Origin of the sequence: Actinomadura syzygii (assembly GCF_008085905.1) — a bacterium.
Taxonomy (GTDB): Bacteria; Actinomycetota; Actinomycetes; order Streptosporangiales; family Streptosporangiaceae; genus Spirillospora; species Spirillospora syzygii.
This window is the reverse complement of sequence record NZ_VSFF01000003.1, coordinates 406630-432012: the sequence shown is the minus strand read 5'-3', so window position 1 is coordinate 432012 and position 25383 is coordinate 406630. Positions and strand designations below refer to the sequence as shown.

Genomic DNA, 25383 nt, shown 5'->3' with positions numbered 1-25383 from the left:
ACATATCAAATAATGTCCGAATGCTAGGCGAGGGTGTATCGCTCGCCAAACAAAAAGTTGACGGTAAAGACATGGGCGGGCTGCTAAAGTCCCGCCCATGTCTTCGAAAAAGTGTTCGGACTGTGGTGAGGTCAAGTCCGCATCCGAGTTCTGGAAACGCAAAGCGGCTCCGGATGGGCTGGCGCCCTACTGCAAAGCATGCTTCGGTTTGCGTAATAGCCGTTCATACCGGAACAAGCAGGCAAAACTGGGCAAGCCCACCCGAGTATATAGAAGGCACTCCGACGTGCCCGACGGGATGAAGTACTGCCCGGGTTGCGAAGAGATCAAGTCGATCGCCGACTTCGGCAGTAACCGCGCACAGAAATCTGGTATCGCGAACTACTGTCGCCCGTGCCACAACAAAATCATGGCGGCGAACAGGGCGCGCAACCACGGGAGCGGGCGCAACTATCTGCTCAAGCTGCGATACGGAATCACCGAGAAGCAGGTTGAGGAGATGATCGCGGAGCAGGGTGGTGTCTGCGTCATCTGTCTCCGTGAGGAGCCAAAGCACGTCGACCACGACCACATGACCGGGCTCGTCCGTCGCATCCTGTGCTTCAAGTGCAACGGGGCGCTCGGCCAGTTCGAAGACAACCCGGAGCGTCTGCGCCTTGCGGCGGAGTACCTGGAACTGGACGGCTCCCACGCGAGGCGTCTGATCCTCGAACGCGGTGCCCCCGTCTTCGTGAGACGGACTCACTGGAGCGAGAGCGAGTGGCGCGCGAGGCTCAAGCGAAACTCCTCGCGCGAACAACGCCGCCTAGAGCGCTATGGGATCGACGACGACGACGTCGAGTGGTTGCTCAAGATGCAGGTCGGTTACTGCGCGGCCTGTTTCGACTACCCGGCGGAGCACGTCGATCACGATCACAGGACCGGTGCGGTGCGCGGGATCGCCTGTCACGGCTGTAACACGGGCATGGGGCAGCTTCGTGATGACCCGGTGGCGCTTCGGCGGGCGGCCGACTACCTGACGGGTGGGCTGGTGAAGGCCGTTCCGGCGCGGGGCGGCGGGACGCGGTTGTCGTTCACCGTCCCGGACATGGATCCGCTGAACGTGCCGCCGGGCGGCTGGACCTTGCACTGGGAGGCGGACGGGCGGCACCGCAAGGCGAATCCGGAACTGGGCGTCCTCATCGGGCGTCCCGCCTGGGTGGGGTGACGCGGGGTTGCGCGATGGAAGGGTTCGCCGTGGGCGGACTCGGCGGAGGATCATGCGGCATGCGCTTGGGCGACCTTGAACAGTAGGGTCGTAGTCGTCCGCGCCGGTGAGGTTGCTGGAGCCGGTGCAATGGTGGAGGGAAGGGAGTCGCGTGGCGTCCCACGATTCGCACACCGGACGTCTGCCGGGGTTGTTCGCGAACCCGGACACGTCGTCGTTCACGGAGTTCCTGGGGGCGTATTCTCCGGAGTCGCTGCCCGGCAGGCGGACGCCGCCGGCGTCGCGGGCGGGGGACGAGATCCCGCACGGGACGACGATCGTCGCCGTGAACTTCCCCGGCGGGGTGGTGATGGCGGGGGACCGGCGGGCGACGGCGGGCAACATGATCGCGCAGCGTGACATCGAGAAGGTATTCCGGGCGGACGAGTTCTCGGCGATCGCGATCGCGGGGACGGCGGGCATCGGGATCGAGATGGTCCGGTTGTTCCAGGTGGAGCTGGAGCACTACGAGAAGCGCGAGGGCCGGACGCTGTCGGTGGAGGGCAAGGCGAACCGGCTGGCGACGATGGTGCGGCAGAACCTGGGCATGGCGATGCAGGGGCTGGCGGTGGTGCCGCTGTTCGCGGGGTACGACGAGGAGCGCGACGAGGGCCGTATCTTCTCCTACGATCCGGCGGGCGGCCGGTACGAGGAGCGGGACTTCTACTCGGTGGGTTCGGGTTCGGTGTTCGCGCGGGGTGCGTTGAAGAAGCTGTACCGGGCGGACCTGTCGGCTGAGGACGCGGCTCTGGTGTGCGTGCAGTCGTTGTACGACGCGGCCGACGACGATTCGGCGACGGGCGGGCCCGACCTGACGCGCGGGATCTTCCCGGTGGTGGCGGCGGTGACGTCGGACGGGTACCGCCGGCTGGGCGAGGACGAGGTGGGCGCGTTGGCGCGGGCCGTCGTCGATGGTCGTTACGAGTCGCCGGGCGGTCCGACCGCCCCGCTGCGTTAGAAGGGATCCAGATCGGTGTCCATGCCGTTCTACGTGTCGCCCGAACAGCAGATGAAGGACAAGGCGGACTATGCGCGCAAGGGGATCGCGCGTGGCCGCAGCGTGGTCGTGCTGCAGTACGACGACGGGATCTTGTTCGTGGCGGAGAATCCGTCCCGGGCGCTGCACAAGATCAGTGAGATCTACGACCGGATCGCGTTCGCGGCGGTGGGGAAGTACAACGAGTTCGAGAACCTGCGGTTGGGGGGCGTCCGGTACGCGGACATCAACGGTTACCAGTACGACCGTCGTGATGTGACGGCGCGGGGGCTGGCGAACGTGTACGCGCAGTCGCTGGGGACGATCTTCACGGAGACGGCGAAGCCGTACGAGGTGGAGTTGGTCGTCGCGGAGGTGGGCGACGACGCGGAGACGGACCAGATCTACCGGTTGACGTTCGACGGGTCGGTGTCGGACGAGCACGGTTACGTGGCGATGGGCGGGCAGGCCGAGGCGGTGGCGCAGTCGTTGAAGGACGGCTACCGGGAGGGTTCGGCGCTGGCGGCGGCGTTGCAGACGGCGGTGCGGGCGCTGGAGGCGCAGGACGCGGAGCGGCGGCTGGAGGCGAAGTCGCTGGAGGTCGCGGTTCTGGACCGCAATCGTGAGCACCGGTTGTTCAAGCGGTTGACGGCGGCGCGGATCGGTGAGCTGCTGTCGGCGGCGGACGGCGGTGCCGCGTCCGGCGCTGCGTCCGGCGGTGGCAAAGCCGCGGAGTCCGAGGACGCGTCGACCGCGGACGACGACTAGTCGTAGCTAGGAAGACGTGCGGGTATTGGCCCGTCGCTGCGGGGTGGCCGGTCGGAGGCCCCGGGGCGGCGGGCCTGCGGCGTGTGCGGGGGTTGTCCGGTTCGTGGGAAGTGGTCGGGTGGAGAGACTGCCAAGTGGGGTCCGGGCCGCATAGGGTCGGGGTGTGGACAGGCGCATCTTCGGGCTTGAGAACGAGTACGGCGTCACCTGTACCTTCCGCGGTCAGCGGCGGTTGTCACCGGACGAGGTGGCGCGCTATCTGTTCCGGCGGGTGGTGTCGTGGGGCCGTAGCAGCAATGTGTTCCTGCGCAACGGGGCGCGGCTCTACCTGGACGTGGGGAGCCACCCGGAGTACGCGACGCCGGAGTGCGACAGCGTCGTGGATCTGGTGACGCATGACAAGGCGGGGGAGCGGATCCTGGAGGGGCTGCTGGTCGATGCCGAGCGGCGGCTCCGCGAGGAGGGGATCGCGGGCGACATCTACCTGTTCAAGAACAACACCGACTCGGCGGGCAACTCGTACGGTTGTCATGAGAACTATCTGGTGGGGCGGCACGGGGAGTTCGGGCGGCTGGCGGACGTGCTGATCCCGTACCTGGTGACGCGGCAGATCATCTGCGGTGCGGGGAAGGTGCTGCAGACGCCGCGGGGCGCGGTGTACTGCGTGTCGCAGCGGGCGGAGCACATCTGGGAGGGCGTGTCGTCGGCGACGACGCGGTCGCGTCCGATCATCAACACGCGGGACGAGCCGCACGCGGACGCGGAGCGGTTCCGGCGGCTGCACGTGATCGTCGGCGACTCGAACATGAGCGAGACGACGATGCTGCTGAAGGTCGGCGCGACGGACCTGGTGCTGCGGATGATCGAGGCCGGGGTGGTGATGCGCGATCTGACGCTGGAGAACCCGATCCGGGCGATCCGCGAGGTGAGCCATGACATGACGGGCCGGCGGAAGGTGCGTTTGGCGAACGGCCGGGAGGCGAGTTCGCTGGAGATCCAGAAGGAGTACTTCGGGAAGGCGCGCGACTTCGTGGACGCGCGCGGCGGGGACGCGACGGCGAAGCGGGTGCTGGAGCTGTGGGAGCGGACGCTCCGCGCGGTGGAGACGGGCGATCTCGACCTGGTGTCGCGTGAGATCGACTGGGTGACGAAGTACAAGCTGATCGAGCGGTACCGGCGGAAGTACGATCTGCCGTTGTCGTCGCCGCGGGTGGCGCAGCTCGATCTGACGTATCACGACGTGCATCGTGACCGCGGGTTGTACTACCTGTTGGAGAAGCGGGGTTCGGTCGATCGGGTGTCGCGGGATCTGGACATCTTCGAGGCGAAGTCGGTTCCGCCGCAGACGACGCGGGCGCGGTTGCGGGGCGAGTTCATTCGGAAGGCGCAGGAGAAGCGCCGTGATTTCACGGTCGACTGGGTGCATCTGAAGTTGAACGATCAGGCGCAGCGGACGGTGCTGTGCAAGGACCCGTTCCGTTCGGTGGACGAGCGGGTCGACAAGCTGATCGCGGGGATGTGAGGGGCGCCCGGCGACACGCGCGGCGGGGGCTACCGGCGGGTCACCTGGGCGGTAGGGTGAGCGGCCAGGAGCGCTGAGCCACCCCCGGAGGTCCCCGTTGCGTCGTCGTGTGCGCCGCCGTGTGAGCCGTCGTTCGCGGTTGTCGCCGCTGGTGGCGGTGCTGGTGGCGGTGTCGGTGTCGTCCGTGGCGTGTTCGGGCGGGGACGGCGTGGACGTGACGGTGCGCGGTGATTTCGGGAAGCTGCCGGAGGTGCGGTTCCCGAAGGGCGGGCCGTCGGGTTCGTTGGCGGTGAAGACCCTTCGTCGGGGTGAGGGGGCGGCGGCGCGCAAGGGCGACCTGGTGGTGGCCGACTATGTCGGTTACCGGTGGGGTGGGGACGGCCGGAAGCTGCTGGCGAGCAGTTACGCGCAGGGTCAGCCGGGTGCGTTCCCGACGGGTCAGTTGGTGCCGGGGTTGACGCGGGCGCTGGACGGGGCGCGGCCGGGGTCGCGGGTGGTGGCGCGGATTCCGCCGCGGGACGGTTTCGGGGAGAAGGGCGACCCGAAGCACCAGGTGGGGGCGGGTGACACGCTCGTGTACGTCCTGGACGTGCGGGCGGTGTACGCGCGGACGTCGGGCCCGCACGGGAGGCGTGAGGCGCCCTTGGACGAGCCGGGGCTGCCGAAGGTCGGGGACGCCCCGGCGGGCAGGGCGCCTTCGGTGACGGTGCCGCACGCGGCGCCGCCGAAGCGGCTGCAGGTTCGGACGCTGACGCGGGGCGACGGCCCGCCCGTCCGGAAGGGGCAGTTGCTGGCGTTGCAGTACGGCGGGTTCTTCTGGCGGGACGGGCGGGCGTTCGACTCGTCCTGGTCGGCGGGGCATCCCTACGGCGTGGTGATCGGCACCGGTCAGGTGATCAGGGGCTGGGACCAGGGCCTCGTCGGGCAGCGGGTCGGGAGCCGGGTGCTGCTGGTGGTGCCGCCGTCGCTCGGGTACGGGCCGAAGGGGCTGGCGCAGTCCGGCATCAAGGGCACGGACACGCTGGTCTTCGTCGTCGACCTCCTCGGCGCGCACTGACCCCTGGCGCACTGACCCCTGGCGCGCACCGACTCCGGCGCGCGCTGACCGCCCGTCTCTAATTCCGGTCCTCGTTGTTCTTAGAATGGCGGGGTGGAGGACATCGAGGCGGTGGCGCTGCTGCAGGATCCGGTGCGGCGGCGGCTGTACGAGTTCGTGGCGGCGCGGGACGCCGAGGTGGGGCGGGGCGAGGCCGCGGAGGCGGCGGGCGTGACGCGGACGCTGGCGGCGTTCCATCTGGACCGGCTGGTGGAGGCGGGCCTGCTGGAGGCGGGCAGCCGCCGGTTGTCGGGACGGTCGGGGCCGGGTGCGGGGCGTCCGGCCAAGGTGTACCGGCGGGCGGCGGGGGAGCGCGCCGTGTCGGTCCCGGCGCGGGACTACCGGACGGCGGCGGGCCTGCTGGCGGAGGCGGCGGAGGCGGCGGGCCTGGACCGGGAGGTGCAGGACGCGGCACGGCGCCAGGGCAGGGCGCTGCGCGGTCCGGCGGAATCATGCGGAGATCTCGACGATCTGGCGGCGCTCCTGAAGGCTCGCGGTTACGAACCTGCCGTGGACGACGGCGAGGGCGTCCTGCGGATGCGGAACTGCCCGTTCCACGCGGTGGCGGAGATGTTCCCGCCGCTGGTGTGCGGGATGAACCTGGCGCTGCTGGAGGGCCTGGTGGAGGGTTCGGCGGTGCGGGTGCGGATGGACCCGCGGCCCGGCTGGTGCTGCGTCGCCGCGGCGCCGTCCGGCACCGCCCTCGAATCTAAAAACAATGAAGATTGACATAGAAGAAGGCGGCGTGGTGAGCTGATCCCATGACCGATGAGATCGCCCCCGGACGGCATCTGGCCCAGTTCAACGTCGCCACCCTCATCCACCCCCTGGACGACGCGCGCATGGCGGACTTCGTCGCGCTGCTCGACCCCGTGAACGCGCTCGCCGACGCCGCGCCCGGCTTCGTGTGGCGGCTGGTCGAGGAGGGGCAGCCGGACGCGACCGGGATGCGTCCCGCGGGCGCGGACGTGGTGGTCAACTTCTCGGTGTGGGAGTCGGCGGAGGCGGTGTGGGACTTCGTCTACCGCAGCGCGCACCTGGAGACGATGCGGCGGCGCCGCGAGTGGTTCCGGCGGCACGCCGAGGCGCACCTCGTCCTGTGGTGGATCCCGGCCGGGCACGTCCCGACGGTGGACGAGGCCCTGGAGCGCCTCGCCCTGCTCCGCGCGGAGGGCCCGACGCCCCGCGCGTTCACGTTCAACTCCGCCTTCACCGCCGAGGAGGCCGAAGCGGTCGAAGCGGCCGCCGTCCAGCGCGCCTAGCCGAGCACGGCGCCTAGGCGAGCAGGGCGCCTAGGCGAGCAGGGCGGCGGTGTGGCGGCCCGCGGCGGCGGCGGTGAGGAAGTAGGCGAGGTCCTCGTCGAGGCGGCGCCCCATGGTGGACAGCCGGACGCCCCACTCCTTCTCCGCGGCGCGGAGGGTCTCGTGGAGGCCGTCGACGGCGACGGGGACGAGCCGGTGCCGCTCGCCGAGCGGCGCGGCCCCGGCGGCGACGCGGGCGCCGAACTCGCCGCCGAGTTCGGGGACGGGGACGTCCGCGGCGGCGAGGGCGACGCGCCCGTAGGCGGTGACGGAGTGGTGGGAGACGCCGAGGTGGCGTTCGCGCAGGTCGCCCTCGCTGACCCGGAGGGACCCGACGGGGCGTCCGCCGAGCACGGCCGCGGCGTTCACGGCCTCGCCCGCCGACACGCCCGAGAAGCCCCACTTGGTGCCGGTGCCGAGGTTGCCGGGGCCCTGGGCGAGGACGACGGCGTCCGCGCCGAGGACGAGCCGCGCCGCGAGCAGCCCGGTGTGGACGGTGACGGCCTCCAGGTCGCCGCCGAACGCCTGCCCGACGGTGACGGTGGCGGCGAGGGCGCCCGCGTCCTTGAGCCGGGCGATGGACATGGAGAACCACGCGGGGAGCGCTCCGCCGTCCGGCATGACGTACACGACCCGCGCGGACGGCCGGTCGGCGAGCAGCGCGGCGAGGATCGGCGGGAGCGCGGAGTGCAGGTCGGCGACGACGACGGGCATGCCGTCGAGGGAGTCGGCGTCGCGGAGGACGTCGTGGTGGGGGGAGTCCTGCTCGTCGGCGCCGAGGACGGTCGCCTGCAGCGGCGTGTAGCGGGCCTTGACGAGGTGCCCGGGGCCGGACGGGTCGGGCGGCAGCCGGTCGGGGACCGCGACGACCATGGCGTAGCCGCCGGTGCCGAGGCCCATCGCCAAGGCCGTAGTGTTGAGCAGGACGGCGTCCCCCGGCTCGGGCCGTCCCACCAGGGCGGGATAGGCGAGGGCGCGGCAGGTGCCGCCGTCCTCGGTCGGGACGCCCTCGATCGAGTCGTCCCCGATCGAGACGTCCAGCTCGACCGCCCCGGGCCATTCGCGTCGGATGCCCTCGACTGTGCCTTTGCGCCATCGGATCACACCGGGAAACGGTAGCGTCCTGAGCGGCGGTCGCGGGCGTGTTCGAGTCCGCGCGGGACGGCCGGGACGGGGCGGCGGTCCGGGGGCCGACGGAGCGAAGAGGTGATGGCGAAGTGTCGCGGCGCAAGACCGAGCGTCTGCTCAACCTGGTGGTCTGCCTGCTCGCCACCCGGCGTTATCTGACGGCCGAGCAGATCCGCCGGGCGGTGCCCGGCTACCCCGACTCCGACGAGGCGTTCAAGCGGATGTTCGAGCGGGACAAGGAGGAGCTCCGCGAGCTCGGCGTCCCGCTGGAGGTCGGCAGCGACCAGCAGGGCGGCGGCGGCGAGGAGATCGGCTACCGGATCCCGCCGCAGGCGTACGAGCTGCCCGACATCCACCTGTCGCCGGACGAGGCGGCCGTGCTCGGCCTCGCGGCGCGGGTGTGGCAGCGGGCGAGCATGGCGGAGGCGGCGTCGGGCGCGCTGCTGAAGCTGCGCGCGGCCGGGGTGGAGACCGACGCGCCGACCGCGGTCGGGATCGAGCCGCGCGTCAACACCCAGGACCCGTCGTTCCCGGCGCTGTGGGAGGCGGTGCGGGACGGCCGTCCCGTCGCGTTCGACTACCAGGGCATCGGGCGGACGTCGGTGGCGCGGCGGCACCTGGAGCCGTGGGGCGTGGTGAGCCGCCGGGGCCGCTGGTACGTGGTCGGGTTCGACCGCGACCGCGACGAGCAGCGGGTGTTCCGGCTGAGCCGGATCGTCGGGGACGTGCGGGCGGACGGCCCCGCCGGGTCGGTGACCGTCCCGGACGGGGTGGACGTGCGGCGCATCGCGTTCGACTGGGGCGACCCGCCGAGCGAGCCGCGCCCGGCGACGGTGCGGCTGCGGCGCGGCGCGGCGCAGGGCCCGCGCCGCTGGGCCCGCGACGTCCGCCCGGCCGATGGGGACGGGCATGACGGGGACGGCGGGGCGTGGGACGAGGCGGTCCTGACGTTCCGCGACGCCGAGCGGTTCGCGCCGTACCTGGCGCGGTTCGCCGCCGACGTCGTGGTGCTCGATCCGCCGGACCTGCGGGAGGCGGTGATCCAGCACCTGAAGTCGGTGCTGGCGTGCGCCGGGCGCCCGGCGGCCGAGGCCGGCGGGACGGTGGGCCCCCGATGACGGCGAAGGCCGGCGGCACGCGCGCCACGGGCAAGACGGCCGCGGCGAAGGCGGCGACGACGTCGACGGACCGGCTCGGGCGGCTGCTCGCGCTCGTCCCGTACGTGGTGAACCGCGACTCGGTGGCGCTCGGCGAGGCCGCCGCCGCGTTCGGCGTGACCGAGAAGCAGCTGATCGACGACCTGAACCTGCTGTGGTGCGTGGAGCTGCGCGCCCCCGACCCGTACTGCCCGATCGACCTGTCCTACGAGGGCGGGGAGATCACGGTGGCGGAGGCGGAGTCGATCGCGCGGCCGCTGCGGCTGAAGGTGGACGAGGCGTCCGCGCTGCTGGTGGCGCTGCGGATGCTCGCCGGGATCCCTGGCCTGGACGACCGCGACGCGCTCAGCCGCGTCATCGCGAAGCTGGAGGGCGCGGCGGGCGCGGCAGCGGCGGCGGTGTCCAGCCAGGTGTCGGTGGAGGTGGACGTGTGGGGCCGGTCCCCGGACCCGGACCGCACGGCCGTGGAGCTGCTGCGGGAGGCGATCGCGGCGGGCCGCCGCGTCCACCTGACGTACTACGTGCCCGCGCGGGACGAGAACACCGAGCGTGACGTCGACCCGATGCGGCTGCTGGTCGTGGAGGGCACCACGTACCTGGAGGGGTGGTGCCGCCGGGCGGAGGCGGTCCGGCTGTTCAAGCTGGACCGGATCGCCGACCTCGCCGTGCTGGACGTCGCCGCCGAGGTCCCCGACGACGCCGAGCCGATCGACGTGGACGCGGGCCTGTTCCGCCCGTCGCCGCAGGACGAGGCCGTCACGCTGGAGCTGACGGCGCGCGGCCGGTGGGTCGCCGACTACTACCCGTGCGAGTCGGTGGAGGAGCTCGGGGAGGGGCGGCTCCGCGTCGTGCTGCGGACGCCGGACACCCGGTGGGTGCGGGGCCTCGCGATGCGGCTCGGCGACCAGGGGCGCGTCGTCGCTCCGGACCACCTCGCGGCCGGGATCCGCGACGACGCGGCCCGCGCGCTGGCCCTGTACGGGATGGGCTGAGCCCGGCGCCCGAAGACGGGGCGGGACGGCGGCGTCGCCTGAACCCGGCGCGCCGTGCGCAGGTTCCGGCACGGTCCGCACAGACGGGGGTTGATCGAATCGGCTACCGTGGCGGGATGGCGTGGGTCGCGGTGTCGGTGTGTCTGGGATTCGCCGGTCTCGCCGTGCTCGCCTTCTGCGCGTTCAAGGTGTGGCTCGGCGTGCGGCGTTTCGGCCGTGAACTGGAGCGCACCAGGCGGCGGCTCGAACCGAAACACTCGACGCTGCGCAGTGAACTGTCCCGGCTCGAACGAACGCGTGCGTCACAACGGCCCGGGGACGGCGTACGATCGTCCTGATGGACCCCTGCTGAGAAGGATTGTCATGGCTGGACTTGGCACGACCGAGATTCTGATCATCCTGGCGGTCGTCTTGCTCCTGTTCGGGTCGGCGAAGCTTCCGCAGCTCGCGCGGTCCTTGGGCAAGTCGGCACGGATTCTGAAGGCCGAGACCCAGGGCCTCCACGACAATGAGAGCTCCACCGCGAAGGCGCAGACCGAGGCACAGGGTCAGGACGCCGGTCAGGGCGCGGAGGACGCGCGCGAGAAGGCCGCCCGCCTGCGCGAGGAGGCCGCCCGGCTGGAGCGCGAGGCCGCCGACGGCGCGCAGCGCCCGCGCGGCGCGATCGGCTCCGGCGAGCCGATCCAGGGCGTTCCGGTGTCGGACCCGTCCAAGGTCCGCAAGGGCTGACCGCGGCCGCGAACCGGTTCCGGCCGGCCACCATCCCCCGCCCCCTAGCCTGAATGTCCACGATGAAGCTGAGCAGCCGCGAAGCCGTCCCCGACGGCCGCATGTCCCTCATGGAACACCTCCGTGAGCTGCGGAACCGGTTGATCAAGGCGATCCTCGGGCTGGCGCTCGGCGCGATCGTCGGGTGGATCCTCTTCCCCCCGATCTGGGACTTCATTACGGAGCCCTACACGCGGATCCCGCCGAAGCACTGCCTGGGCGGCAACTGCAGCCTGGTCGTGCACGGGATCTTCGACGGTTTCTTCATCCACCTGAAGGTCGCGCTGATCTTCGGGGCGATCCTGTCGTCGCCGATCTGGCTCTACCAGCTCTGGGCGTTCGTCGCGCCGGGCCTGTACCGGCGCGAGCGCCGCTGGACGTACACGTTCATGGCGGCGGCCGTGCCGCTGTTCGTGCTCGGCGGCGCCCTCGCCTACCTGACGATGGACAAGGGCCTGAAGATCTTCATCGGGCTCGCGCCGGGCGACACGCCCGTCCTGGTCGGCATCCAGGAGTACCTCGGCTACGCGCAGGCGATGCTGTTCATCTTCGGGCTGACGTTCGAGCTCCCGCTGTTCGTCATCATGCTGAACATGATGGGCGTGCTGAGCCACCAGCGGCTCCGCAAGTCGCGGCGCCTCCTGATCTTCGGGGTGTTCGTGTTCGCGGCGGTCGCCACGCCGAGCCAGGACCCGTTCACCATGCTGGCGCTCGCGCTCCCCACGATCGTGCTGTTCGAGATCGCCGAGCTGATCGCGTTCTTCCACGACCGGCGCAAGGCCCGCCGGCCCGACCCCTACGAGGGGCTGTCGGACGACGAGGCGTCCCCGCTCGACCTGGACGCCATGGACGCCGAACTGGAGAAGGGCGACCGCGCCCGCTGACCCGCCGCCCCGCCCCGCCGACCCGTCCCGTCCCGCCGATCCGGTCCCGCCGGGAGCCGTCCCGGCCGGGACCCGGCGGGGGATCGCCGCCGGATTGGGAATCGGGCCGGTCGAAACCGTAGGCTCGAAGACATGACCACCCCCGACACCGACACCGGCGCAGGCGCCGACACCGGATCGGCCGGGCAGACGCCGGCCCAGCGGTACGCCGCCTACCGCGCGCGCACCGCCGGTAACGGCCCCGCCCTGCTGGACTTCCGCACCCTGTACGACTTCGAGCTGGACGCGTTCCAGATCGAGGCGTGCCAGGCGCTGGAGGACGGCAGCGGCGTCCTCGTCGCCGCGCCGACCGGGTCCGGCAAGACGGTGGTGGGGGAGTTCGCCGTCCACCTCGCCCTCACCGGCGGCGGCAAGTGCTTCTACACCACGCCGATCAAGGCGCTGTCGAACCAGAAGTACGCCGACCTCGTCCGCCGCTACGGCGCCGACAAGGTCGGGCTCCTCACCGGCGACAACAGCGTCAACGGCGAGGCGCCGATCGTCGTCATGACGACCGAGGTGCTCCGCAACATGCTGTACGCGGGGTCGCAGGCCCTCGCCGGGCTCGCGTTCGTCGTGATGGACGAGGTCCACTACCTCGCCGACCGGTTCCGCGGCGCCGTCTGGGAAGAGGTGATCATCCACGTCCCCGACTCGGTGCGGATCGTCGCGCTGTCCGCGACGGTCAGCAACGCCGAGGAGTTCGGGGAGTGGCTGCAGGAGGTGCGCGGCGAGACCGCGGTGATCGTGGACGAGCACCGTCCCGTCCCGCTGTTCCAGCACATGCTGGTCGGCGGCCGCCTGTACGACCTGTTCGTCGACACCGGCAAGGGCAAGGACCGGCAGGCCCGGCTGAACCCGCAGCTCACCCGGATGGCGGTGGACGAGGTCCGGCGCGCCAAGGTCAACCAGGGCCGGCGCACCGGGCGGCGCCGCGCGCCCCGCCCGCAGCGGTTCCGGCCGCCCGCCCGGCCGGACGTGATCGAGCGCCTCGACCGCGCCGGGCTGCTCCCGGCGATCACGTTCATCTTCTCCCGGGCCGGGTGCGACGCGGCCGTCCTGCAGTGCCTGCACGCCGGGATCCGGCTGACGTCCAAGGAGGAGGCCGAGGAGATCCGCGCGCACGCCGACCTGCGCACCGCCGACATCTCCCCGGACGACCTGCGCGTCCTCGGCTACGCCGACTTCCTCGGCGCGCTGGAGCGCGGCGTCGCCGCCCACCACGCCGGGATGCTGCCGACGTTCAAGGAGATCGTCGAGGAGCTGTTCACCCGCGGGATGATCAAGGCGGTGTTCGCGACGGAGACGCTCGCGCTCGGCATCAACATGCCGGCCCGCACCGTCGTGATCGAGAAGCTCGACAAGTGGAACGGCGAGGCCCACGTCGACCTCACCCCCGGCGAGTACACGCAGCTCACCGGGCGCGCCGGGCGGCGCGGCATCGACGTGGAGGGGCACGCCGTCGTGGTGTGGGGGCCGAACGTGGAGCCCGCGTCCGTCGCCGGGCTCGCCGGGGCCCGCACCTACCCGCTGAACTCCAGCTTCCGGCCGTCGTACAACATGGCCGTGAACCTGGTCGGCGCGGTCGGCGCCGAACGGGCCCGGACGCTGCTGGAGGAGTCGTTCGCGCAGTTCCAGGCCGACCGCGCCGTCGTCGGCCTAGCCCGGCAGGTGCACAAGAACGAGGAGGCGCTCGACGGGTACGCCAAGGCCGCCGAGTGCCATCTCGGCGACTTCATGGAGTACGCGGCGATGCGGCGGCGGCTGTCGGACCGGGAGGCCGACCTGTCCCGGGAGCGGGCGGGCGCGCGCCGCGCCGAGGCGGCGCGGTCGCTGGAGCACCTGCGGCCGGGGGACGTGGTGGTCGTGCCGTCCGGGCGGCGGTCCGGGCTCGCCGTCGTCCTCGACCCGGGGCTCGGGCGCCGCTCGGACGGGCCCGCGCCGCTCGTCCTCACCGTGAACCGGTCGGTGCAGCGCCTGTCGATCCAGGACTTCCCGCGCGCCGTGGAGCCGGTCGAGCGGATCCGCATCCCGAAGTCGTTCAGCCCCCGCAACCCGCAGGACCGCCGCGACCTCGCCGCGACGCTGCGCAACAAGGTCCCCGACGACGTCCAGGCGCGCAAGCGGTCCCGCGGCGACTCCGCCGCCCCCGACGACGCCGAGATCGCCGAGCTGCGCGCCGAGCTGCGCCGCCACCCCGTGCACGGCTGCGACAAGCGCGAGGAGCACGCCCGCTGGGCCGAGCGGTACCACCGCCTCGACCGCGAGACCGAGCAGCTCCGCCGCCGCGTCGAAGGCCGCTCGCAGGTCATCGCCCGCACCTTCGACCGGGTGTGCGGCGTCCTGGAGCAGCTCGGCTACCTCGCGGGCGGGTCCGTCACCGAGGAGGGCCGCCGCCTCGGCCGCATCTACAACGAGCTGGACCTCCTCACCGCGGAGAGCCTGCGCGAGGGGCTGTGGGACAAGCTCGGCCACGCCGAGCTGGCCGCGTGCGTGTCCGCGCTGGTCTACGAGTCGCGGCAGCCCGACGACGCGACCCCGCCCCGCACCCCGGCCGGGCCCGCGCAGGACGCCCTCGCCGCGATGGTGCGGCTGTGGGGCGAACTGGAGGGCGTCGAGCGCGACAACCGGGTGTCGTTCCTGCGCGAGCCCGACCTCGGGTTCGCGTGGACGGCCTACCGGTGGGCGCGCGGCGACGACCTCGACGAGGTCCTGCTGGAGAGCGACCTCACGGCGGGCGACTTCGTCCGCGCGGTGAAGCAGCTCCTCGACCTGCTCGGCCAGGTCGCCGACGCCGCGCCGCGCAACGGCCACATCCGCAAGACCGCGCGCCGCGCCATGGACGCGATGCGCCGCGGCGTCGTGGCCTACTCGTCCGTCGCCTGACCCGCCCGCACCCCGGCGCGGGCGCGGCGGGCGCGGGCGCGGCGGGACGACAGGGTCCGGTCCACCCGGTGCGTCGCCAGCCTGACCAGGACGAACTCGGGCGGGCGGCGCAGCGGTCGCGGCGTCACCCGGTGCATGGCGCCCGCCGTCCGGAGCAGCGCGGCCGCGGTCCGCTGCCGCCGCTCGTCCCACGGCAGCCCGTACTGGGCGCGCAGCTCATCAGGGAGCAGGGCGGCCGTGACCAGCCGGAACACGGCGAGGGCGGGGAACAGGACGCGGAGCCCGCGCGGCCACAGCACGGCCGTCGCGACCTCGCGGGCCGTGCCGGTGACCTCCAGCGCGGCGAGCGTCTCGGCCATGTAGGCGCGGAACGCGGCGAGGTCGGGCGGCTGCGCGTCGAGGGGGCAGCCGAGGACCTCGGCGACGACCCGGGCCTGCCGGTAGTACTCCGCGGACAGGGCGCGGTCGTCGCCGCGCGGCGGCATCACCCGCTCGTACATGTGCAGGGCGGTGTCGATGAGGGTCGCGTTCACCCACATCTGCAGGTCCGGGTCGCCGCCGGAGTAGCCGTCGCCGCGGACGGCGGTGTGCACGCCGCGGACCTTCGCGGCGATCCGCGCGACCTGCTCCGGCGTCCCGAACGTCACGACGAGCAGGAAGTCGAGCGTGCCGAACAGGCGGGCCAGCGGACGGTCGGCGAAGTCGCTGTGCTCGGCGACGCCGCGCGCGACGGCCGGGTGCGCGAGCTGCATCAGCAGGGCCCGTCCCGCGCCGAGGCCGACGAGCGGCTCGGCGGCCAGCGCGCGCAGCACGTCCCGCTCGGCGAGACGGTCGGCGAGACCACCGGCGGGCCGCGCCGGGGTCTCGTGCGTGGCGGGCATGGCGCCTCCCGGCCGGTCGGGGTCCTGCCCGGACATCCTCCCCCTTTATTGACAGATGGTCAATAAGCGTCCGTGATCGGAAATGCGCCGATGGTGGGGAAAACGTCATGAACAGTGCGCTGAGGTGCCACAATCGGGAGGCCCTAAACCGATCAGGGCCGTGGGAAGCACGGTGCACGAGCGGCGCCCCCCGGGCCGGGTGAGGAGAGACCCCGGCCGCCCACGTCTCACACGAGAAAGGTCCCGACCGTGGCCATCCGCGACAAGATGCGCGCCAACGCGGCCCACGTCCTGCAGCCGGGCGAGAACATCCAGGCGGTGTTCGGCGCCCAGACGACCAGCCAGTACTTCGCGCTGCTGTCCATCTGGATCATCATCTTCTCCAACGCCTACCGCGTCGTCGTCGTGACCGACCGGCGCATCCTCGTGTGCCGGTCCGGGCGGATGAAGATGACCCCCGTCAACGAGGTCCTGCGGGAGCTCCCGCGCGGCACCCGCATCGGCCCGCCGAGCGGCCTGTGGTGGCGGTGCGAGACGCTGGGGGAGAAGGTGTACGTGCACAAGCGGTTCCACAAGGACGTCAACGCCGCCGACGGCGTCGCCGCCTGACGACCGCCCGGGAGGGGTCTCGCCGCGCTTGCGGGCGGGGCCCCTTCCGGCACTTTAGGCCCCTGTCGGAACGGCCCGGCCCCCTACCGAGGTCGGAGGCATATCCGCTTCGCGGAGGATCCGGGCATCCCCGACCGGGCACTAGTGTGATCACGATCACGGCTTACCACGAAACCGCAGGATGTGTGCATGATCGAGGCGGAGAACCTCACCAAGCGCTACGGCGACAAGACCGCCGTCGACGACCTGACCTTCACGGTCCAGCCCGGCCGGGTGACGGGGTTCCTCGGCCCGAACGGCGCCGGGAAGTCCACCACGATGCGGCTGCTCCTCGGCCTCGACCGGCCGAACCGCGGCGACGCCCGGATCGCCGGCGTCCACTACACCGACCTTCCCGCGCCGCTGCGGGTCGTGGGGGCGCTGCTGGAGGCGCGCGCCGTGCACACCGGCCGCAGCGCCTACAACCACCTGCTGGCCCTCGCGCAGACGCAGGGCATCGGCCGCAAGCGCGTCGACGAGGTCATCGAACTCGTCGGGCTCACCGGCGTCGCGCGCAGGCGCGCGGGCGGCTTCTCGCTCGGCATGGGGCAGCGCCTCGGCATCGCCGCCGCGCTCCTCGGCGACCCGGACGTGCTGATCCTGGACGAGCCCGTCAACGGCCTCGACCCCGAGGGCATCGTCTGGATCCGCACCCTGATGCAGCACCTCGCCCGCGAGGGGCGGACCGTGTTCGTCTCCAGCCACCTCATGAACGAGATGGCCGTCACCGCCGAGCACCTCATCGTCATCGGCCGCGGGCGGCTGATCGCCGACTGCTCCACCGAGGAGTTCATCGAGCGCAGCACCGAGAAGATGGTGATCGTCCGCAGCCCCGAGGCCGACCGGCTCACCGGCGTCCTCACCGCCGAGGGCGCGAAGGTCGCCCCGTCCCCGGACGGGCTGCTCACCGTCACCCACATGGAGGCGCCGCGGGTCGGGGAACTCGCCGCCGCCGAGGGGGTCGTGCTGCACGAGCTGACCCCGAAGCGCGGCTCGCTGGAGGCCGCGTTCATGGAACTGACCCGCGAGAGCGTCGAGTACGGCGCGGGCGACGCGCCCGCCTTGCCCGGAGCGCCGCCAGGGGCCGCCGTGCCGGTGGCCGCGCCGCCCGCGGGTCCCGCCGCAGAGGGGGAGAACCGATGACCGCCGCCACGCGGCCCGCCGCCCGGTCCGCGGGCGGGCCCGCCGCCCACCAGCGGCCCGGCTTCACCCGGCTGATGGCCGCCGAGTGGACGAAGATCCGCACCGTCCGGTCGACGCTGTGGTCGCTGATCCTGCTCGTCGTCCTCAGCATCGGGTTCACCGCCCTGTTCGTCGGGCTGACCGCCGGGACCTGGAAGGACATGGACGCCGGCGACCGCGCCCAGGTCGCCGCCGACCCCGTCAGCTTCATCCTCGGCAGCGGGTTCTTCCTCAGCCAGCTCACGGTCTGCGTGCTCGGCGTCCTGGTGATCGCCTCCGAGTACTCCACCGGCATGATCCGCGCCAGCCTGCTCGCCGTGCCGCGGCGGCTGCCGATGCTGTGGGCCAAGGCCCTGGTGTTCGCGATCATCGTGCTGGTCATCGGCATCGCCGTGTCGTTCGCGTCCTACTTCATCGGCGTGGCGATCATGGGCGACAAGGTGCACGTCTCGCTCGGCGACGACGGCGTGCTGCGCGCCGTCGTCGGCGGCGGCCTGTACCTCGCGATGCTCGGGCTGTTCGCGCTGGCCGTCGGCGCCATCGTGCGGCACCCGGCGGGCGGCATCACCGGCGTGATCGGGTTCGTGCTCGTGCTCGCGCCGCTCACCGCGCTGCTGCCCGGCAGCATCGGCGACCACGTGCACGCCTACCTGCCGTCCGAGGCGGGCGTCCTGATCGCCAAGGCCCACCAGGGGGACAGCGACCTGCTCACCCCCTGGCAGGGGTACGGCGTGTTCGCCCTCTGGACGGCCGCGCTCCTCGCCGCCGCCGCGTACCTGCTCAAGCGCCGCGACGCCTGACGACGTCCGCCGCGCGTGACGCGCCCGCCCCCGCGCTCCGGCGCGCGGGCGGGCGCTTTCGCGTCCGGGCCGGTCAGGCGGGCGGTCAGGCGGGACGGGCGGCGACCCACGCGCGGTCGCCGTCCAGGAACCGGTCGAGGCGCAGCCCGGACGCGGCCAGCACGGCGGGCAGTTCGTCGTCGCCCAGCCGCCGGGACGTGAACGCGTGCGTCCAGCGCCGCCCGCCCGTCCGGTACCCGATCGTGACGGCGGCGGCGTCCGGCCCGGCGGGCTCGGCCCGCACCACCTCGAAGTCGACGCCGTCGTGCGACCACGCGCGCGGCGCGTCCGGGCCGAGCCAGGGGCGCGTCTCCCGCTGGAGCAGGACGAGGCCGCCGGGCGCGGCGTGCCGGCGGCAGGCGTCCAGCAGCGCCGCCCGGTCGCCGTAGTTGACCAGGTACGACATCAGCAGCACGCAGCCGAACCGCTCGCCGAGCTCTAGGTCCTGGATCGTGGAGCGGACGGTCCGCGCGCCCTCGATGTGAGCGAGCATCTCCGCCGAGTCGTCCACCGCCGTCACCGGGTGGCCGAGGGCGAGCAGCGCGCGGGTGACCCGGCCCGCGCCCGCGCCGAGCTCCAGGACCGGCGTGCCCGCCGGGACGGCGGCGTGCACCAGCGCCGCGCTCGCCTCGTCCGGCGCCATGGCCGCGTAGAACTCGACGGCCGACCCGTCCGGCGTGATCGCGCCGGGTCCGCTTCCGGCGGCGCCGTCCCGGTTCCGTCCCGTGCCCGCCACCGGCCCCGCCCTCCCCGTCCCGCGCGTTCATGATCAAGCGCATCGTCGGACGGGACGTCCCCGCCCGTCAAGGCCCCCCGCGTCGCCGACACCGTCGAACGTTGCATCGTGCAATGATCCCGCGCTACAGTTTAAGCAGATGCTTAAAGCATTCGACCAAGAACGGGAGAGGGGAGCGGGATGGCGGGCGAGGAGGTGCCCACCCGGGTCCGGCTGCTGGAGGCGGCCGTCGCGGTGATGGCCGAGGGCGGGTGGTCCGCGGTCACGTCCCGGGCCGTGGCCGAGCGGGCGCGCGCCAACAACGCGCTCGTGCACTACTACTTCGGCTCCGTGGACGCCCTGCGCCGCGCCGCCGTGACCCACGCGGTCGAGATGGAGCTGGAGGGCCCGGTCACGGCGATCCTCCAGGCGGAGGACGCGCTCGACGGCGTCTCCGCCGCGATCCGCGCCCTCGTCGACCGGGGGACCGGCACCGCCGGGCAGCGCGTCATGGCGGAGGCGCTCCTGCACGGCCTCCGCGACCCCGAGCTGCGCGCCGACTCCGCCCAGCAGATCCGGATGTTCCGCGAGCTGCTCGCCGCCCGCCTCACCGAGAACCGGGACGCCGGGCTGCTGCGCGCCGACGCCGACCCCGCGGGCCTCGCCGTCCTGCTCGCCGCGCTCATGGACGGCCTGCTCCTGCACGTCCTGCTCGACGGCGGCACCGACGCCGCCGGAGCCGCGGACGGGCTGCTCGGCCTGCTCCGTCCCACCACCGCCCCGCAGGATCGAGGAGACGACGATGATGATCCGCCACGGCCGTGACCGCGCCCCCGACACGGTTGATGTAGGGGACGCCGCGGTGCTGCTGCGCGGCGCCGCCAAGACCTACGGCTCCGGGCACGCCGCGGTGCACGCGCTGCGCGACGCCGACCTGGAAGTCCGGCGCGGCGAGTTCGCCGTGCTGCTCGGCCCGTCCGGGTCGGGCAAGACGACGCTGCTCAACCTGATCGGCGGGATCGAGCCCGCCACGTCCGGGGAGGTGGTGTCCTGCGGCCGCGACCTCACCGGCCTGGACGAGGACGCCCGCACCGCCTACCGCCGCGACGCCGTCGGGTTCGTGTTCCAGTTCTTCAACCTCGTCCCGACGCTGACCGCGCTGGAGAACGTCCGGCTCGTCGCCGAACTGACCGGGCGCGGCGACCGGGAGCGGTCCGCCGCCGCGCTCGCCGCGGTCGGGCTCGCCGAGCGCGGCGGGCACTTCCCGGCGCAGCTGTCCGGCGGCGAGCAGCAGCGCGTCGCGATCGCCCGCGCCATCGCCAAGGACCCCGAGCTCCTCCTGTGCGACGAGCCGACCGGCGCGCTTGACCTGGAGACCGGACGCGGCGTCCTGCGCGTCCTTCAGGACCTCAACGCCCGCGGCCGGACCGTCCTCGTCGTCACCCACAACGCGGCGATCGCGGCCGTCGCGCACCGCGTCGTCCGGATGCGGTCCGGGCGCGTCGTCGAGGTCGCCGAGAACACCGCGCCCGCCTCCGCCGACGAGGTGGCCTGGTGAGCGTCCTCAACATGAAACTGCGCCGCGACCTGCGGCGACGTCCCGCGCAGCTCGTCGCGGCGGTCGCCTTGGTCATGCTCGGCGTCGCGCTTTTCGGCGCGTCCTACGACGCCTACAGGAACCTCGACCAGGGCTACCAGGCGACGTTCGCCCGGTACCGGTTCGCGGACCTGACGCTGCGCGGCGGCGACGCCGCCGCGATCGCCGCCGACGCGCGGACGCGGCCCGGCGTCGCCGCCGCCACCGCCCGCACCGTCGCCGACGTCCCGCTGCGCATGCCGGACGGCGACACCCTCGTCGGCCGCGTCGTCGGCCTCCCCGCCGGGACGCAGCCCGCCGTGAACCGGGTGAAGGTCCTGCGCGGCGGCTACCCGACCGCCGCCGCCCCGGCGGGCGTCCTCGCCGAGAAGCACATCGCCGACCACGCCCACCTGCGTCCCGGCTCGGCGGTCTCGGTCTGGGACGGCCGCGCCTGGCGGGTCGTCACCGTGCGCGGCACCGCGTCGTCGCCCGAGTACCTGTGGCCCGCGTCCAGCCGCCAGGACGCGCTGCCCGCGCCCGGCTCGTTCGGCGTCCTGTTCGTCCCGGAGCCGCTCGCCCGGCAACTCGCCGGAACGCGGGCGCCCAACGAGGTGAACGTCTACTACACCGCCGCCGGACGCGACCACGCCGCGCGCCTGGACGCCGCCCTCACCGGCGCCGCCCGCGCGCACGGCGCCGCGAGCGGCGAGACCCGCGCCGACCAGCCGAGCAACGCCGCCCTCTCCCAGGACATCAAGGGCTTCTCCCAGCTCGCCGTCGTGTTCCCGCTGCTGTTCCTCGCCGCCGCCGGGGTCGCCGTCTACGTCGTGCTGACCCGCCGCGTCGCCCGCGACCGCGTCGTCATCGGGACCCTGCGCGCCAGCGGGTTCCGCCGCCGCACCGTCGTCGCGCACTACCTCGCCACCGGACTCGCGACCGGGCTCGCCGGGTCGGCGCTCGGCGCCGCCGCCGGGCCGCCGCTCGCCGGGACCGTCACCCGCCTGTACGGGGACGCGATCGGGCTGCCCGAGACGACCGTGTCCGTCCGCGCGACGACCGTCCTCGCCGGGCTCGCGTTCGGCCTGGTCGCGGGCGGTCTCGCGGCACTCGCGCCCGCCGTCGCCGCCGCCCGCGTCCCACCCGCCGAGGCGATGCGCGGGACGGTCCCCGCCGCCCGGGGCGGCGGACTCCTGGCTCGACTCGGCGGTGCCCGGCTGGGCCGCGCGGTGCCCGCCGCCGGACGGCTCCCCGCCGGGACGTGGCTCGTCCTGCGCGGCCCCACCCGCCAGCTCCGCCGCACCCTCTACACCATGACCGGCGTGATCCTCGCGCTCGTGCTGATCCTCGTGTCCTGGGGGATGCTCGACTCGTCGCAGGCCACCGTGTCCCGGCAGTTCGACCGGGTGCAGCGGCAGGACGCCGAGCTGACCCTCGCCCGTCCCGGCGACGGCGCGGCGCTCCGCGCGGTGTCGGACGCGGCCGGGGTGCGCGCCGCCGAGCCGTCCGCCCGGCTGCCCGTCACGATCACCGCCGGGGGAGCGTCCTACTCCACCGCCGTCGTCGGCCTGCCCGCCCGCACCCGCATGCACCGGTTCCTCACGCCCGGCGGCGGCGAACGCGCGCTGCCCGACCGCGGCGCCCTGCTCGGCGCGGCCCTGCGCGACCGGCTCGGCCTGCGCGCCGGAGACCCCGTCGCCCTGCGCCTCCCCGGCGGACGGTCCGTCACCACCACCGTCGCCGGGTTCGTCGACGAGCCCCTCGGCACCTACGCCTACGCCACCCTCGACCAGGTCGCCGCCTGGGACCCCGCCGCACGGCCCGGCGACGTCCTCGTCCGGTTCGACCCCGGCGCGGACCGCGCCGCCGTCGGACGGTCCCTGTCGTCCCTGCCCGGCGTCGTCGCCTACACCGACGCGCAGGCGCTGAAGAAGACCATGGACGACTACATGGACCTGTTCTACGTGTTCGTCGCGGTCATGCTCGGGTTCGGCGGGCTGCTGGCCTTCACCGTCCTGTTCGCCACCCTGTCGGTCAACCTCGCCGAACGCGGCACCGAACTCGCCGCGCTGCGCGCGTCCGGCGTCGGGCGGCGGCGGCTCGCCCGGCTCGTCACCGCCGAGAACCTCCTCGTCGTGGCCGCCGGGACCGTCCCCGGACTGGTCCTCGGACGGCTCGCCGCGGGCGCGTTCCTCGGCGCGTTCGACAGCGACCTGATGGCGTTCCACACCGAGGTCCGGCCCGCGACGTTCGCCTGGTCCGCGCTCGCCGTGCTCGCCGTCGCGTGGCTGGCACAGCGCCCCGGCCTGCGCGGACTCGCCCGCGCCGACCTCGGCGCCCTCGTCCGCGAACGGTCCGCCTGAACCGCTTGGCGGGCGGACGCGGGGCGACCGCGTCCGCCCGTCCGGGTCAGGCGTCGGCGGGGGAGACCTCCGGGCCGGGCGCGCCGCCGCCCGTCCGGCGGGGCCGCGTCTCCACCCCCCACAGGCCGACGACCAGCACCGCCGCCAGCAGCGGCACCGCGCCGAGCAGCGCCGTCTGCCCGATCGACGGGACCGACGCGCCCGCGACCAGCACCACCGTCACCACCACGCCGCCGAGCTTGCCGACGCCCGCCGACAGGCCGGAGCCGCGCGACCGGATCCGCGTCGGGTAGATCTCCGAGCTGTAGGCGGCGAGCACCGCCGCGATCGTCGCCGTCCCGACGATCGGCCCCGCGAGCAGGACGTACAGCCAGCCCCTGCTGTGCGCGAGCGACTCGCCCGCCACCGCGAACGCCGCCAGCGCCGCGGCCGTCAGCGCGGTCAGCACGATGATCGTCCGCTTGGCGCTCCACAGCCCGTACATGGCGGCGGCGGCGAACACCAGCGGCAGGCCGAGCAGCGCGGAGTCGCGCAGCGCCCGGTCGGCCGTCCGCTGGTCCAGGCCGAGTCCCTGCAGGTTGGACGGGATCCACAGCTGGAACCCGTACGTCACCAGCCCGATCCCGAGGCCGAGGACCAGCACGGCCGCGCTGAGCCCGGCGAACGGCGGCCGGAACAGCGGCCCGAACCCCGCGCCGTCCGCCGCGTCCGGCCGCTCCTCGGCGGGGGCCGTCGCCGGACCGCGCGCGACGGCGTCGTACCGGGCCATGATCTCCCGCGCCTCCGCCTCGCGGCCGTGCGCCAGCAGGAACCCCGGCGACTCGGGGATCCACCGGTTCAGCGCGATCAGCAGGACGCCCGTCGGCAGCCCCACCAGCCACAGGATCCGCCACGAGAAGTGCGGGACGAGAGCCTCCGACAGCGAGCTCGTGATGACGTAGGCGAGCGCCAGGTTCCCGCCGATCAGCACCATCACCCAGCCCCGGTGCCGTCCCGGGATCGTCTCGGCGAGCAGCGAGAACGTGATCGGCAGCATCCCGCCCGCGGCGAGGCCCATCATGAAGCACATCACGAGGTTCCAGCCGAACGACGGCATCGCGCCGCAGATCGCCGTCGTCACGAACATCACCCCGGCCAGCAGGATGGACGACCGGCGCCCGATGCGGTCGCCGAGCCAGCCCCACAGCAGCGAACCGAGCACCGTCCCCGTCAGCCCGGACAGCGGGAGCAGCGCGACCGGCCAGCCCCCGTGCGGGTTGAGCGCCGACTTCAGGCCGTACTCGCGGCCCATCCCCGGCGCCACGAACGACAGCGTGATCGGCTTCATCGCGTCGATCGTCACGGCCGTCGTCATGACGGCGACCAGCCCGATGTGCGCGCGGCGGAACGGCGCGTCCCGCGCCGCCCGGACCCGGACCGCGTCCGCCCGCCGGGCCGCCGCGAGCCCGCGCGGGACGAGCCCGTACGCCGTCGCCGCCAGCCCCAGCACGATCAGCGCCATCCCGGTGAGCATCGGCGCGTCCATCGCCATGCCCCGCATCCGGTAGTGCATGTCGCCGGACCGGACGTACATCGGCAGGTGCAGCGCCACCCCGGCGACGCAGGCGGTGAACCCGGCCCAGAAGGCGGCGGGACGGGCGAAGGCGATGCCGCCCGCGTGCCGTGTTCGCATAGGGCTTCCTCTCGGGGGAGCGACGTCAGGACATCGGGTACGACTCCACCCGCGCTCCCGCCGCCCGCGCAACCGCCGTGTTGCTGACATTGGCATGGGCGGCTCCGCGCGCGGTAGAAAGTCGTCATGAGAGAGCACGCCGGGTCCTGCGCCGACGCCACCGGTGCGGGTGACGCAGTCGGGACGGGTGGCGGCGTCGGTTCGGGTGACGACGTCGACGCCGTCACCTCGGCCGTGCTGACCGCGTCCCGGCTGCTGGTGTCGATCTCCGTGCGGTCCCTCGCCGCCGTCGAGGACGCCGTCACGCCGCCGCAGTTCCGGCTGCTCGTCGTGCTGTCCGCGCAGGGCCCGGCCAAGCTCGTGACGCTCGCCGGGCTGCTCGGGGTCAACCCGTCCACCGCGCTGCGGATGGTGGACCGGCTCGCCGCCGCCGGGCTCGTCGACCGGCGGGCCAGCCCGGACAGCGGGCGCGAGGTCCGGATCGAGCTCACCGCCGCCGGGCGCGGCCTCGTCGACGACGTCACCGCCCGCCGCCGGGCCGGGATCGCCGAGATCGTCGCGCGGATGCCCGCCGGGGAGCGGCGCGCCCTCGTCGCCGCGCTGCGCGCCTTCACCGACGCGGGCGGCGAGCCGCCGGTGCCGACGCTCGTCCCGCTCGGCTGGACCTGACCGCCGGGAACGCCGTCCGAAATTCCGCCGCGAGGGCGAACCAGGGGGTGCGCGGGTGCGTACCGCCTGGCAGCG

24 protein-coding genes are annotated in these 25383 nt (G+C 73.4%); 20 read left to right on the top strand and 4 right to left on the bottom strand.

Annotation, left to right across the window (positions count from 1 at the left end; all coding sequences use genetic code 11):
• The first annotated feature begins 97 nt into the window (after nt 1-97).
• From FXF65_RS09200 to FXF65_RS09170, 7 genes are all read left to right on the top strand, one after another.
• Nucleotides 98-1207 (top strand): endonuclease VII domain-containing protein, encoded by a 1110-nt coding sequence (locus FXF65_RS09200; RefSeq protein WP_246198442.1) that lies wholly within the window; start codon nt 98-100, stop codon nt 1205-1207.
• A 151-nt stretch (nt 1208-1358) separates the two neighbouring features.
• A complete protein-coding gene (gene prcB, locus FXF65_RS09195) occupies nt 1359-2204 on the top strand; it encodes a proteasome subunit beta (RefSeq protein ID WP_148349276.1) in 846 nt (281 codons plus the stop codon).
• A gap of 21 nt (nt 2205-2225) precedes the next feature.
• Entirely contained in the window at nt 2226-2990 is a 765-nt protein-coding gene (prcA, locus tag FXF65_RS09190) for a proteasome subunit alpha (protein WP_148349492.1), read from the top strand.
• 163 nt (nt 2991-3153) lie between these two features.
• On the top strand, nt 3154-4512 hold the full coding sequence (gene pafA, locus FXF65_RS09185) for a Pup--protein ligase (protein ID WP_021593623.1): 1359 nt from the start codon (nt 3154-3156) through the stop codon (nt 4510-4512).
• A gap of 121 nt (nt 4513-4633) precedes the next feature.
• Nucleotides 4634-5569 carry an FKBP-type peptidyl-prolyl cis-trans isomerase gene (locus FXF65_RS09180; RefSeq protein WP_148349275.1) on the top strand — a complete coding sequence of 312 codons (936 nt, stop codon included), beginning with the start codon at nt 4634-4636 and terminating at the stop codon, nt 5567-5569.
• Nucleotides 5570-5662: 93 nt separating this feature from the next.
• Nucleotides 5663-6337 (top strand): helix-turn-helix transcriptional regulator, encoded by a 675-nt coding sequence (locus FXF65_RS09175; protein WP_148349274.1) that lies wholly within the window; start codon nt 5663-5665, stop codon nt 6335-6337.
• Between the two features lie 32 nt (nt 6338-6369).
• Nucleotides 6370-6870: a DUF3291 domain-containing protein gene (locus FXF65_RS09170; protein WP_148349273.1), complete on the top strand. Its 501-nt coding sequence runs from the start codon at nt 6370-6372 to the stop codon at nt 6868-6870.
• A gap of 30 nt (nt 6871-6900) precedes the next feature.
• Here the strand turns inward: FXF65_RS09170 and FXF65_RS09165 are convergent, their stop codons facing one another.
• Complete coding sequence (locus tag FXF65_RS09165) at nt 6901-8013, bottom strand: DUF3866 family protein (protein ID WP_148349272.1); 1113 nt, start codon at nt 8011-8013, stop codon at nt 6901-6903.
• 113 nt (nt 8014-8126) lie between these two features.
• On the opposite strand from FXF65_RS09165, the gene FXF65_RS09160 reads away from it, so the two are divergent.
• The 6 genes from FXF65_RS09160 to FXF65_RS09135 all read left to right on the top strand — a co-directional run bounded on the left by FXF65_RS09160 (nt 8127) and on the right by FXF65_RS09135 (nt 14763).
• Entirely contained in the window at nt 8127-9155 is a 1029-nt protein-coding gene (locus tag FXF65_RS09160) for a helix-turn-helix transcriptional regulator (RefSeq protein WP_148349271.1), read from the top strand.
• Nucleotides 9152-10186 carry a helix-turn-helix transcriptional regulator gene (locus FXF65_RS09155; RefSeq protein WP_148349270.1) on the top strand — a complete coding sequence of 345 codons (1035 nt, stop codon included), beginning with the start codon at nt 9152-9154 and terminating at the stop codon, nt 10184-10186. The genes FXF65_RS09160 and FXF65_RS09155 overlap by 4 nt, the downstream gene beginning before the upstream one ends.
• A gap of 116 nt (nt 10187-10302) precedes the next feature.
• Nucleotides 10303-10524, top strand: a complete 222-nt coding sequence (locus FXF65_RS09150) for a hypothetical protein (protein ID WP_148349269.1) — start codon at nt 10303-10305, stop codon at nt 10522-10524.
• Between the two features lie 25 nt (nt 10525-10549).
• Nucleotides 10550-10915 carry a Sec-independent protein translocase subunit TatA gene (gene tatA / locus FXF65_RS09145; protein WP_148349268.1) on the top strand — a complete coding sequence of 122 codons (366 nt, stop codon included), beginning with the start codon at nt 10550-10552 and terminating at the stop codon, nt 10913-10915.
• Between the two features lie 62 nt (nt 10916-10977).
• Complete coding sequence (tatC, locus tag FXF65_RS09140; RefSeq protein ID WP_148349267.1) at nt 10978-11838, top strand: twin-arginine translocase subunit TatC; 861 nt, start codon at nt 10978-10980, stop codon at nt 11836-11838.
• Between the two features lie 132 nt (nt 11839-11970).
• Nucleotides 11971-14763, top strand: coding sequence for a DEAD/DEAH box helicase (locus FXF65_RS09135; RefSeq protein WP_148349266.1), 2793 nt, complete (start codon nt 11971-11973; stop codon nt 14761-14763).
• Here FXF65_RS09135 and FXF65_RS09130 read toward each other — a convergent pair.
• Nucleotides 14745-15644 carry an oxygenase MpaB family protein gene (locus tag FXF65_RS09130; RefSeq protein ID WP_148349265.1) on the bottom strand — a complete coding sequence of 300 codons (900 nt, stop codon included), beginning with the start codon at nt 15642-15644 and terminating at the stop codon, nt 14745-14747. The genes FXF65_RS09135 and FXF65_RS09130 overlap by 19 nt on opposite strands.
• Before the next feature lie 249 nt (nt 15645-15893).
• On the opposite strand from FXF65_RS09130, the gene FXF65_RS09125 reads away from it, so the two are divergent.
• From FXF65_RS09125 to FXF65_RS09115, 3 genes are all read left to right on the top strand, one after another.
• Nucleotides 15894-16253 (top strand): hypothetical protein, encoded by a 360-nt coding sequence (locus tag FXF65_RS09125; protein WP_148349264.1) that lies wholly within the window; start codon nt 15894-15896, stop codon nt 16251-16253.
• 189 nt (nt 16254-16442) lie between these two features.
• Nucleotides 16443-17435, top strand: a complete 993-nt coding sequence (locus tag FXF65_RS09120) for an ABC transporter ATP-binding protein (protein ID WP_148349263.1) — start codon at nt 16443-16445, stop codon at nt 17433-17435.
• Nucleotides 17432-18274 carry an ABC transporter permease gene (locus FXF65_RS09115; RefSeq protein ID WP_148349262.1) on the top strand — a complete coding sequence of 281 codons (843 nt, stop codon included), beginning with the start codon at nt 17432-17434 and terminating at the stop codon, nt 18272-18274. The genes FXF65_RS09120 and FXF65_RS09115 overlap by 4 nt, the downstream gene beginning before the upstream one ends.
• A gap of 85 nt (nt 18275-18359) precedes the next feature.
• Here the strand turns inward: FXF65_RS09115 and FXF65_RS09110 are convergent, their stop codons facing one another.
• Nucleotides 18360-19049: a class I SAM-dependent methyltransferase gene (locus FXF65_RS09110; RefSeq protein ID WP_222868448.1), complete on the bottom strand. Its 690-nt coding sequence runs from the start codon at nt 19047-19049 to the stop codon at nt 18360-18362.
• A gap of 180 nt (nt 19050-19229) precedes the next feature.
• Here FXF65_RS09110 and FXF65_RS09105 point away from each other — a divergent pair, with 180 nt between their 5' ends.
• From FXF65_RS09105 to FXF65_RS09095, 3 genes are read left to right on the top strand one after another with little or no spacing between them, the layout of a single operon-like run.
• Nucleotides 19230-19853, top strand: a complete 624-nt coding sequence (locus FXF65_RS09105) for a TetR/AcrR family transcriptional regulator (protein WP_148349261.1) — start codon at nt 19230-19232, stop codon at nt 19851-19853.
• Complete coding sequence (locus tag FXF65_RS09100; RefSeq protein ID WP_246198441.1) at nt 19831-20586, top strand: ABC transporter ATP-binding protein; 756 nt, start codon at nt 19831-19833, stop codon at nt 20584-20586. Before FXF65_RS09105 ends, FXF65_RS09100 begins: the two co-directional genes overlap by 23 nt.
• Nucleotides 20583-22967, top strand: a complete 2385-nt coding sequence (locus tag FXF65_RS09095) for an ABC transporter permease (protein WP_148349260.1) — start codon at nt 20583-20585, stop codon at nt 22965-22967. Before FXF65_RS09100 ends, FXF65_RS09095 begins: the two co-directional genes overlap by 4 nt.
• A 46-nt stretch (nt 22968-23013) precedes the next feature.
• On the opposite strand, the gene FXF65_RS09090 is transcribed toward FXF65_RS09095, so the two are convergent.
• The gene (locus FXF65_RS09090) at nt 23014-24639 is read right to left on the bottom strand and encodes an MFS transporter (protein WP_148349259.1); all 1626 of its coding nucleotides are present in this window, start codon (nt 24637-24639) and stop codon (nt 23014-23016) included.
• A gap of 126 nt (nt 24640-24765) precedes the next feature.
• Here FXF65_RS09090 and FXF65_RS09085 point away from each other — a divergent pair, with 126 nt between their 5' ends.
• Nucleotides 24766-25308: a MarR family winged helix-turn-helix transcriptional regulator gene (locus FXF65_RS09085; RefSeq protein WP_148349258.1), complete on the top strand. Its 543-nt coding sequence runs from the start codon at nt 24766-24768 to the stop codon at nt 25306-25308.
• The last annotated feature ends 75 nt before the right edge of the window (nt 25309-25383 follow it).

What these genes read in the sequence shown, in the direction of transcription:
- FXF65_RS09200 (WP_246198442.1), top strand. Translation starts at nt 98, where the DNA reads ATGTCTTCGAAAAAGTGTTCGGACTGTGGTGAGGTCAAGTCCGCATCC.
- prcA (WP_148349492.1), top strand. Translation starts at nt 2,226, where the DNA reads ATGCCGTTCTACGTGTCGCCCGAACAGCAGATGAAGGACAAGGCGGAC.
- FXF65_RS09170 (WP_148349273.1), top strand. Translation starts at nt 6,370, where the DNA reads ATGACCGATGAGATCGCCCCCGGACGGCATCTGGCCCAGTTCAACGTC.
- FXF65_RS09155 (WP_148349270.1), top strand. Translation starts at nt 9,152, where the DNA reads ATGACGGCGAAGGCCGGCGGCACGCGCGCCACGGGCAAGACGGCCGCG.
- FXF65_RS09150 (WP_148349269.1), top strand. Translation starts at nt 10,303, where the DNA reads ATGGCGTGGGTCGCGGTGTCGGTGTGTCTGGGATTCGCCGGTCTCGCC.
- tatA (WP_148349268.1), top strand. Translation starts at nt 10,550, where the DNA reads ATGGCTGGACTTGGCACGACCGAGATTCTGATCATCCTGGCGGTCGTC.
- tatC (WP_148349267.1), top strand. Translation starts at nt 10,978, where the DNA reads ATGAAGCTGAGCAGCCGCGAAGCCGTCCCCGACGGCCGCATGTCCCTC.
- FXF65_RS09135 (WP_148349266.1), top strand. Translation starts at nt 11,971, where the DNA reads ATGACCACCCCCGACACCGACACCGGCGCAGGCGCCGACACCGGATCG.
- FXF65_RS09130 (WP_148349265.1), bottom strand. Translation starts at nt 15,644, where the DNA reads ATGCCCGCCACGCACGAGACCCCGGCGCGGCCCGCCGGTGGTCTCGCC.
- FXF65_RS09120 (WP_148349263.1), top strand. Translation starts at nt 16,443, where the DNA reads ATGATCGAGGCGGAGAACCTCACCAAGCGCTACGGCGACAAGACCGCC.
- FXF65_RS09115 (WP_148349262.1), top strand. Translation starts at nt 17,432, where the DNA reads ATGACCGCCGCCACGCGGCCCGCCGCCCGGTCCGCGGGCGGGCCCGCC.
- FXF65_RS09105 (WP_148349261.1), top strand. Translation starts at nt 19,230, where the DNA reads ATGGCGGGCGAGGAGGTGCCCACCCGGGTCCGGCTGCTGGAGGCGGCC.
- FXF65_RS09100 (WP_246198441.1), top strand. Translation starts at nt 19,831, where the DNA reads ATGATGATCCGCCACGGCCGTGACCGCGCCCCCGACACGGTTGATGTA.
- FXF65_RS09090 (WP_148349259.1), bottom strand. Translation starts at nt 24,639, where the DNA reads ATGCGAACACGGCACGCGGGCGGCATCGCCTTCGCCCGTCCCGCCGCC.
- FXF65_RS09085 (WP_148349258.1), top strand. Translation starts at nt 24,766, where the DNA reads ATGAGAGAGCACGCCGGGTCCTGCGCCGACGCCACCGGTGCGGGTGAC.